This window comes from Pseudomonadota bacterium (genome assembly GCA_016927275.1).
Taxonomy (GTDB): Bacteria; UBA10199; UBA10199; order 2-02-FULL-44-16; family JAAZCA01; genus JAFGMW01.
The window spans coordinates 40,044-47,507 of the sequence record JAFGMW010000072.1; the positions used below are offsets into that span (position 1 = coordinate 40,044).

The 7,464-nt window shown below is 59.7% G+C and carries 8 protein-coding genes; 2 read left to right on the forward strand and 6 right to left on the reverse strand.

What is annotated here, in order from left to right; translation table 11 throughout:
- Positions 1 to 5: 5 nt before the first annotated feature.
- Positions 6 to 782 (reverse strand): tetratricopeptide repeat protein, encoded by a 777-nt coding sequence (locus JXA24_04705; GenBank protein MBN1283056.1) that lies wholly within the window; start codon positions 780 to 782, stop codon positions 6 to 8.
- A gap of 15 nt (positions 783 to 797) precedes the next feature.
- Entirely contained in the window at positions 798 to 1,568 is a 771-nt protein-coding gene (bamD, locus tag JXA24_04710; protein MBN1283057.1) for an outer membrane protein assembly factor BamD, read from the reverse strand.
- A 311-nt stretch (positions 1,569 to 1,879) separates the two neighbouring features.
- Between bamD and JXA24_04715 the strand changes: the two genes are divergently transcribed.
- Positions 1,880 to 2,122 carry a DUF1844 domain-containing protein gene (locus JXA24_04715; protein MBN1283058.1) on the forward strand — a complete coding sequence of 81 codons (243 nt, stop codon included), beginning with the start codon at positions 1,880 to 1,882 and terminating at the stop codon, positions 2,120 to 2,122.
- 14 nt (positions 2,123 to 2,136) lie between these two features.
- A complete protein-coding gene (locus tag JXA24_04720) occupies positions 2,137 to 3,600 on the forward strand; it encodes a DegQ family serine endoprotease (GenBank protein ID MBN1283059.1) in 1,464 nt (487 codons plus the stop codon).
- Positions 3,601 to 3,696: 96 nt separating this feature from the next.
- Here JXA24_04720 and JXA24_04725 read toward each other — a convergent pair whose 3' ends face one another.
- The 4 genes from JXA24_04725 to JXA24_04740 form a co-directional block, all read right to left on the reverse strand.
- Entirely contained in the window at positions 3,697 to 5,232 is a 1,536-nt protein-coding gene (locus JXA24_04725) for a thrombospondin type 3 repeat-containing protein (GenBank protein ID MBN1283060.1), read from the reverse strand.
- A 170-nt stretch (positions 5,233 to 5,402) separates the two neighbouring features.
- Positions 5,403 to 5,822 carry a YjbQ family protein gene (locus tag JXA24_04730; GenBank protein MBN1283061.1) on the reverse strand — a complete coding sequence of 140 codons (420 nt, stop codon included), beginning with the start codon at positions 5,820 to 5,822 and terminating at the stop codon, positions 5,403 to 5,405.
- 69 nt (positions 5,823 to 5,891) lie between these two features.
- Positions 5,892 to 6,464, reverse strand: coding sequence for an ORF6N domain-containing protein (locus tag JXA24_04735; GenBank protein MBN1283062.1), 573 nt, complete (start codon positions 6,462 to 6,464; stop codon positions 5,892 to 5,894).
- A gap of 188 nt (positions 6,465 to 6,652) precedes the next feature.
- Complete coding sequence (locus JXA24_04740) at positions 6,653 to 7,108, reverse strand: hypothetical protein (protein MBN1283063.1); 456 nt, start codon at positions 7,106 to 7,108, stop codon at positions 6,653 to 6,655.
- Between the last annotated feature and the right edge of the window lie 356 nt (positions 7,109 to 7,464).

Below are 7,464 nucleotides of genomic sequence, written 5' to 3' on the forward strand. Positions count from 1 at the left end.
TGCCGCTATCTCTTTCTTGATCGCCTGCCCTTGACCTCAACCTTATCCTTAACCTTAGCCTTGACCTTAACCTTTCCCGAACTTCGCTCCGTAGCGGCGCAGAGCCTGAGATACATCTCGGCATAGGGGTTCTTCGATCCGTCCATCGCCTTCTTCCACGACCGCTTCGCGTCCGGAATGTTTCCCATCGCGTAGTGGGTGACTCCGAGCTGGACGAGCGCGGGAGCGTATCTGCCGTTTGCCTTGAGCACCGCTTTGAGCTCCGAGACCGCCTCCTTGGGCCTGCCCCCCTCGCGCAAGGACTGCCCGAGCTTGGTGCGGATGTCGAAGTAGGTGGGATTGAGCGTGAGCGCCTTGCGGTACTCGTCGGAGGCCATGTCGAAGAGGCCGATGGAGCGGTAGATGTCTCCGATGTCCGCGTGCAGGTTGGAGAGCTTGCCCCTGAGGACCGGCTCTATCTTGGAAGTGCCCCTGGCCGTGCGCCCCTTGAGCTTCTCGTAGAGCCTGCGCGCGTCGTCGTACTGCCCCAGGTCGTTGTAGAGCACCGCGAGGTTGAGCATCGCCTCGGTGTAGCCGGGGTTGATCTCCAGCGCCCTCTGGAAGCAGTCGATCGACGAGGCGAACCTGCCCTCCGAGTGGGCGATCACGCCCAGCATGTTGAGGACGTCGGCGAAGTTGGGGTTCATCTCGATCGCCCGGCGCAGATACTCCTCCGCCTTGCGGTACTGCCTCCCCTCGAAGCACTGCTTTCCCGCAGCAATCAGCTCCTTGATGTTTTCCATTCGATGCCCCCGCTGTCAGGATTTTTTGCTCACGGCGCTGAGCATCTTGCGCTCCGCGCGCTTTGTGTAGGAGCTGTCCGGGTAGCGCGAGACGAGCTTGCCGTAAGAGTCCCTCGCGGCCGCGATGTTGCCGAGCCCGAGGTTGGCCTCGACCATGTGGTAGAGGGCGCGGTCGGCCAGGCCGGACTCGGGATAGATCTCGGCCACCTCGTCGAAGCGGCCGAGGCACGCCTTGTACTCGCCGGTCCTGTAATAGAAACGGCCGACGTAGAACTGGCGCCTGGCCAGGCGGTTGCGCGCCGCCTTGAGCGTCGCGATGGCCGCCTCGCGGTAGTCGCTGCCCGGGTACCCCCTGGCCGCGGCCTTGAGATGTATGATCGCGTCCTCCAGGTATTTCTGGTCGCGGTCGATCGCCTTGGGCGCTTCCTTGTAGTAGCAGACGCCGATGCGGTAGTGCGCGTAGTCGGCTTTCGGGTGCAGCGGGTAGAGCTTGATGAATGCGGCGTATGACTCGGCCGCCAGCAGGTAATCCTTGCGTGCGAAGTATGAGTCGCCTATGAGGAGCTCCGCCTCCTGGGCCTCGCGGGTGTTGGGGTAGCGGGCCTTGAACATCTCGAGGCACTGAATCGCGTCCTCGTGCTTTCCCCTGGAGGAGAGGGAAAGGCACTTGGATATCGCGGCGCCCGGCTCGCCCTCGCCCACCATCACCTTTTCCTTTCCGCACCCGCAGGCGAGCGCCGATATGGCGCAGAGCGCGAAAATGGCCGTGATAAATCGCGATTTCATCGCGGAGGATAGTAGGAGATGGGTTTTAAAAGCGCAAAGGAAAAAAGCATGGTCGGGCAGCCTTGACACGCGCCGGGCCCGGATGTAACAGCTCAGCAATTCAGGGGGTTATCATGTCTGAGAAGCGGGAGAACGAGGGCGAGGGCGACATCAAGGTGAAGGACCGGCGGCGGTTCGACTCGGAGGGCAGGCCCAGGGACGACGCTGACGAGGGGGAGGAGGGGGCCCGGGAGCCCGAGGCCTCGCCCGTGGGCGAAGGGCGGCAGGGGTCTTCGGCAGCTGCCGGCGCGGAAGCCGAATCACCGCCGCCCATGGATTTCTCCACGTTCACGCTAAGCCTTGCCACCTCCGCGCAGTTTCACATGGGGCTGGTGCCGCATCCCTCCACGGGCAAGCCGGAGAAGAACCTCCCGCTCGCCAAGGAGACGATCGACCTAATCGCGATGCTGCAGGAGAAGACGAGGGGCAACCTGAGCGAGCAGGAGTCGAGACTCATGGAGCACGTGCTCTACGACCTGCGGATGATGTACGTCGAGGTGAAAAAGCAAGGATGAAAGGAGAGTGTGCGATGAAGAAGATGACACTGGTGATGATGGCCGCCCTGGCGCTCCTCGTTTCGGCGGTCGCCGGCGATGCGTGCGCATTGGCGATCTCCCGGGCCGAGGTCGAGGCCGGGGCCCTCGTGCCCGCCTCCTGGTTCAAGGCCGAGCCGATGTCGTTCGCCGACCTGGCGGAGAGGGTGGAGCCGGCTGTGGTCAACATCTCCACCAGCAAGAAGATGAGGGGCGGCGGCATGGCCATCCCGCGCTTCGGCCCCCGCGATCCGTTCGATGACTTCTTCGAGCGCTTCTTCGACCAGGGCATGGTCCCGCGCGAGCAGGTCCAGCACAGCCTCGGCTCCGGCTTCATCATCGACAGGGACGGCACCATCCTCACGAACAACCACGTCGTGAGCCAGGCCGATCAGATAGAGGTCGTGCTCTCCGACGGACGCAAGTTCAAGGCCGAGGTCGTGGGTCGCGACGAGAAGACCGACATAGCGGTCATAAGGATCAAGGCGGACGGCGACCTGCCGGTGGTTGCGCTCGGCAACTCCAAGACCCTGAGGCCTGGCGACTGGGTCATGGCCATAGGCAACCCCTTCGGGCTCGAGCACACTGTGACCGTGGGCGTCGTCAGCGCCAAGGGCAGGGTGATCGGCGGGGGCCCCTATGCCCGCTTCATCCAGACCGACGCCTCCATCAACCCGGGCAACTCCGGCGGGCCGCTCTTCAACCTCAAGGGCGAGGTGATAGGCATCAACACGATGATATATGCTGCAGGACAGGGCATCGGCTTCGCGATACCGATAGATATGGCGACCTCCATGCTGCCCGAGCTCATCTCCAAGGGGAGCTTCTCGCACGGCTGGCTGGGCGTTGCCATCCAGACGATCACGCCGGAGCTGGCCAGGTCTTTCAACCTCAAGGACGAGAAAGGGGCGTTGATCACCGAGGTTTTCGGGGGCTCCCCCGCCGCGGAGGCGGGGCTCAGGCGCGGGGACGTCATAGTGAAATTCGACGGCGAGAAGGTCGACGACCCCATGGACCTCTCCGTCGCGGTCGGCCAGACCAAGCCCGGCGCAGAGGCAAAGGTCAAGTTCCTCAGGTCCGGTGAGGAGAAGGAGCTGACCGTGAAGATCGGCACTCAGGACAAGGCGACCGCCGAGAGGGGGAAGGTCGAGCCCTCGCCATGGAGCCGCGGCAAGGCGGACATGCTGGGGCTCGTGGTCAGGGAGATAACGCCCGAGGAGGCGCGCGGGCTCGATGTGCCCGAGAACTTCAGGGGCGTGGTCGTGTCGCGCGTGGAGCCGGGGAGCTCGGTCGAGAGCGCGGACGTGAGGAGCGGCGACGTGATCCTCGAGATAAACGGCGACAGGATTCAGACCATGGAGGATTACGCAAAAGCGACCGAGAAGCTCAAGGAGGGCCAGATGGTACGCCTCTTCATCAAGCGCGGCCGCTCCAGCATCTACCTGGCGTTCAAGCTGTGAAGAGGCTTAAGAAGAAGCTAAGACGCTGAGAAGCCGAGATAAAGAAAAAAAGCCCCGCCTTTCGGCGGGGCCTTTTTTTGCCTTGTGCGCTCGCCGCTACCAGCAGTTGCGGCTGAAGGGGCACATGTCCTGGAAGTCGAGGATCGAATCCGCATCGTCGTCGCCGTCGCAGACATCGCCGTAGAGGTCGCCGACTACTACCGCGCCGGACGGGTGCGTGAAGGATTCGTCGATGTAGCGGTGGTCGAAATTGAGCTGGTCCGGGTTCTGCATGTAGGGGCAGTTGTCGTAGCAGTCGACCGTTTCGGCGTCAATGCAGGTCTCCCACAATTCATCGCTGCCGTCGTCGAGCCGGTTCGGGATCCCATCGCCGTCCATGTCCGGATCGCAGGCGCTGCCTGTCGTGTCGTAATCGATGTCCTCCTGCAGCGGGTTGGGGACGAACTGACAGTTGTCATCGCATGCCTTCCACATGCTATCCTCGGTGCACTTGCTCGGGTCGGCGTTGAGCGAGCAGTATTTCGAGCCGAAGCCGCGGCACGGGTTGTCCCCGATGATGCCCGACGCGTCGCCGTCGTCGAGTATGCCGTCGCCGTCGATGTCGGGGTCGCATGCGTCGCCTATCCCGTCGCCGTCTAAGTCCTCCTGGAGCGGGTTGGCGTTCATCGGACAGTTGTCGTCCTCGTTGAGGACTCCGTCGCCGTCGATGTCAGGGTCGCAGTCGTCGCCGAGTCCGTCGCCGTCCAGGTCCTCCTGTCCGGGGTTGGGGATGAACTGGCAGTTGTCGAAGACGTCGAGCACGCTGTCGTTGTCGTCGTCGTCGTCGCAGACGTCTCCCATCCCGTCGCCGTCGTTGTCCTCCTGGAGCGGGTTGGGGTCGAGCACGCAGTTGTCCACGCCGTCGAGGATGCCGTCGCCGTCGGTGTCGTCGTCGCACGCGTCGCCGATCCCGTCACCGTCCAGGTCCTCCTGGAGCGGGTTCGGGACCCTTGCGCAGTTGTCGTCCACGTTCAGCACTCCGTCGCCGTCGATGTCGTCGTCGCAGACGTCGCCGATCCCGTCGAGGTCCAGATCCTCCTGGCCTGGGTTGGGGACGATCTCGCAGTTGTCGTCCACGTTGAGGACTCCGTCGCCGTCGATGTCGTCGTCGCAGACATCGCCGATCCCGTCGCCGTCGAGATCCTCCTGGAGCGGGTTGGGGTCGAGCACGCAGTTGTCTATGGCGTCGCCCACTCCGTCCCCGTCCGCGTCGTTGAACTCAGGGTCGCAGGCGTCGCCGATGCCGTCGCCGTCCGAATCGAGTTGAGAGGGGTTGAACACGACGACGCAGTTGTCGCGCACGTTCGGTATGCCGTCGCCGTCGATGTCCTCGTCGCAGGCGTCGCCTATCCCGTCGCCGTCAATATCGCGCTGGTCTGGATTCGGGATCGTGGGGCAGTTGTCCACTCCGTCGAGTATCCCGTCGCCGTCTGTGTCGATGGCCTGGCTGACATCCGGAGCGGGTGGAGCGATGATCTCCGGGTCGGGTATCTGGCCCGAGCTGGAGTGGCCGCAGCCCGAGGCTGCAAACAGGGCGATGAATACGATCGCCAGCAGGTAGAGGAAACCGCGTGCATTGATCGGCTTGCTCATATGCAACTCCTTGTTGTTATTGGTTTTTTCGTGCTATCCCCCATAGGATGCCAGCAGAATAACATAAAAGCTTATGCGCCGCAAACACTTATATGATCTTTATGAAGTGATCTGGAGGGATATGGGGGATAGGGCTGAAAGATATGATAGATAAATTAATATAAATTATACTAAATACCCATCACTTTTACGATCACGCGCTTTTTGCGCCGGCCGTCAAACTCCGCGTAATAGACCTGTTCCCAGGGGCCCAGATCCAGTTTGCCCTTGGTGATGGGCAGCATCACCTGATGGCCGAGGGTGAGGTTCCACAGGTGCGCGTAGCCGTTGGTCTCGCCTGTGCGATGGTGGCGGTAGTCCTTGTCCTGCGGCGCAATTGAGTCCAGCCACTCCTCGATGTCGGCGATGAGCCCGCTCTCCGCGTCGTTCACGTACACCGCGGCCGTGATGTGCATGGCCGACACCAGCGCCATGCCGTCCTTGATACCGCTCTTGCCGACGATATCCGCGACCTTGTCAGTGATATTCACGAACTCGTGCAGCTTCTCGGTCTGGAACCAGAGGTAGTCGGTGTGGCATTTGCAGGTCATATTGAAATTATTACAACATTTCGCCCGAAAAAACAAAGGCCCCGCATCGCGGGGCCGTGGAGTATCTTTTCAGTGAATGAACCCGATCTTTTTCTTTTTCGGCGGTGGCAGGGCTATCATTTTCTTGATCGCATTGAAGAGAGAGGTGATCGCCTTGTCGTGGATGTCCATTCGTTGTTCAATTTCATCTATCTTTTTTGCCAGCTCTTTATTCCAGGCCATTGCCTCACGGAGCCTGATGAAGGCCCTGACGACATAGACGCTCATATCCACGGCCCTCTTGGACCTCAGGATATTTGCAAGCATCACAGCTCCGTGCTCTGTGAACACGGTGGGTAACGATGTGGAATGTTTAAGGTTTTTGAACCGGTCGCAATTTGCGACCAGTTCAGCCCATTCTTCGTTCGTCAGCTTGAACATGAAATCAGGCGGGAAACGCCCATGATTCCGCTTAACCTGCTCATTGAGTCGTTTGGTCGATACACCGTACAAATATGCCAGATCAGCATCGATCATTACCCTCTGGCCCCGGATGATTAGAATGTGATTCTCGATCTCCGGCGCCTGCTCCGATGAAGCAGGCTGCAATTCTGTGGAGCGAGCCGGTGAGTTGCGATCATTGTCAGAGGTTTTGCGGTCCATGAGAAATTGAATAGCAAGGAGCATGCCAGGAAAAACAGATTGAAAATCAAGGGGGCCTTATCAGGCAGGTGCAGCGTTTCGCTGCACCTCTGCAGTGTTTTCGTGCAAGGCCCTGATTGCGCTGCCACCCGCCCGAAAAAACAAAGGCCCCGCATTGCGGGGCCTCATTGTCCTGAGTCAGACCTCGTTCAATCACCCCGCAAGATGCCCGCCGCCCTCAACGCAGACTCATAGGCCATAACTGCGGGGGCAACAAACTTGATGAATATCTCCGTTGTGTTTCGATACATAAAATGGCGAAGAAGTTGCAGGCTCGCTTCGCCCGCGCGACCAATTAGAATATTGTCTGTATCTTCGTACGGATTGCCAATGTCATTGCCATCCACTATCAGTACATTCCACCACTGATTGTCTATCCGCAGGCGAGACTGGAACCAGATCTCTTTCGTAGGCAGCTGTATTTTTATAAACTCCGGGTGGTCCTTTCTTGCCTTATTGAGGGCCTGGTCACTTCCATCAGGAGTGTCTGCAGTGCAAATGCCTGTTGAGCAATCGCAGTTGAGCTTAGGAAAGTTGTCTTTCAACCACTGACAGTCGCCGGACTGGATGCGGCGCGTAACATCGGGAATACGTGGGTCACTCATAGATGTCTCCTGTTTGTTTGTCTTAACCTCTTACTACCCATTATCGGTTTTTTTTTTTTTTAATGTTGCTAGGTTTTTTTTGAGAAAATTCGGGCTCGAAATAATCATAATTATATCAAGAAGATAGGGGCAACTTGCATACATGCACGCGTCGGGCGCGAAGGACCCCCGCTTGATATGTGACAGCGTTTTCGTGTCCTCCCGGAGGAGACCTAAAGGCGCTCCTCCCGAGCACTCAACCTATAACGACCTGGCAAGCCATAAGAGTGGTTGTTATGGGTTGAGTGCTCGGGATGCGAGAACGAGCGTACGCGGAAGCGAAAAGATCGAATGGTTTCACGAGTTCGGGGCCGACA

Coding starts and splice junctions, on each gene's coding strand:
- JXA24_04705 (MBN1283056.1), bottom strand. CDS start 782: ATGGAAAACATCAAGGAGCTGATTGCTGCGGGAAAGCAGTGCTTCGAG.
- bamD (MBN1283057.1), bottom strand. CDS start 1,568: ATGAAATCGCGATTTATCACGGCCATTTTCGCGCTCTGCGCCATATCG.
- JXA24_04715 (MBN1283058.1), top strand. CDS start 1,880: ATGGATTTCTCCACGTTCACGCTAAGCCTTGCCACCTCCGCGCAGTTT.
- JXA24_04720 (MBN1283059.1), top strand. CDS start 2,137: ATGAAGAAGATGACACTGGTGATGATGGCCGCCCTGGCGCTCCTCGTT.
- JXA24_04725 (MBN1283060.1), bottom strand. CDS start 5,232: ATGAGCAAGCCGATCAATGCACGCGGTTTCCTCTACCTGCTGGCGATC.
- JXA24_04730 (MBN1283061.1), bottom strand. CDS start 5,822: ATGACCTGCAAATGCCACACCGACTACCTCTGGTTCCAGACCGAGAAG.
- JXA24_04735 (MBN1283062.1), bottom strand. CDS start 6,464: ATGGACCGCAAAACCTCTGACAATGATCGCAACTCACCGGCTCGCTCC.
- JXA24_04740 (MBN1283063.1), bottom strand. CDS start 7,108: ATGAGTGACCCACGTATTCCCGATGTTACGCGCCGCATCCAGTCCGGC.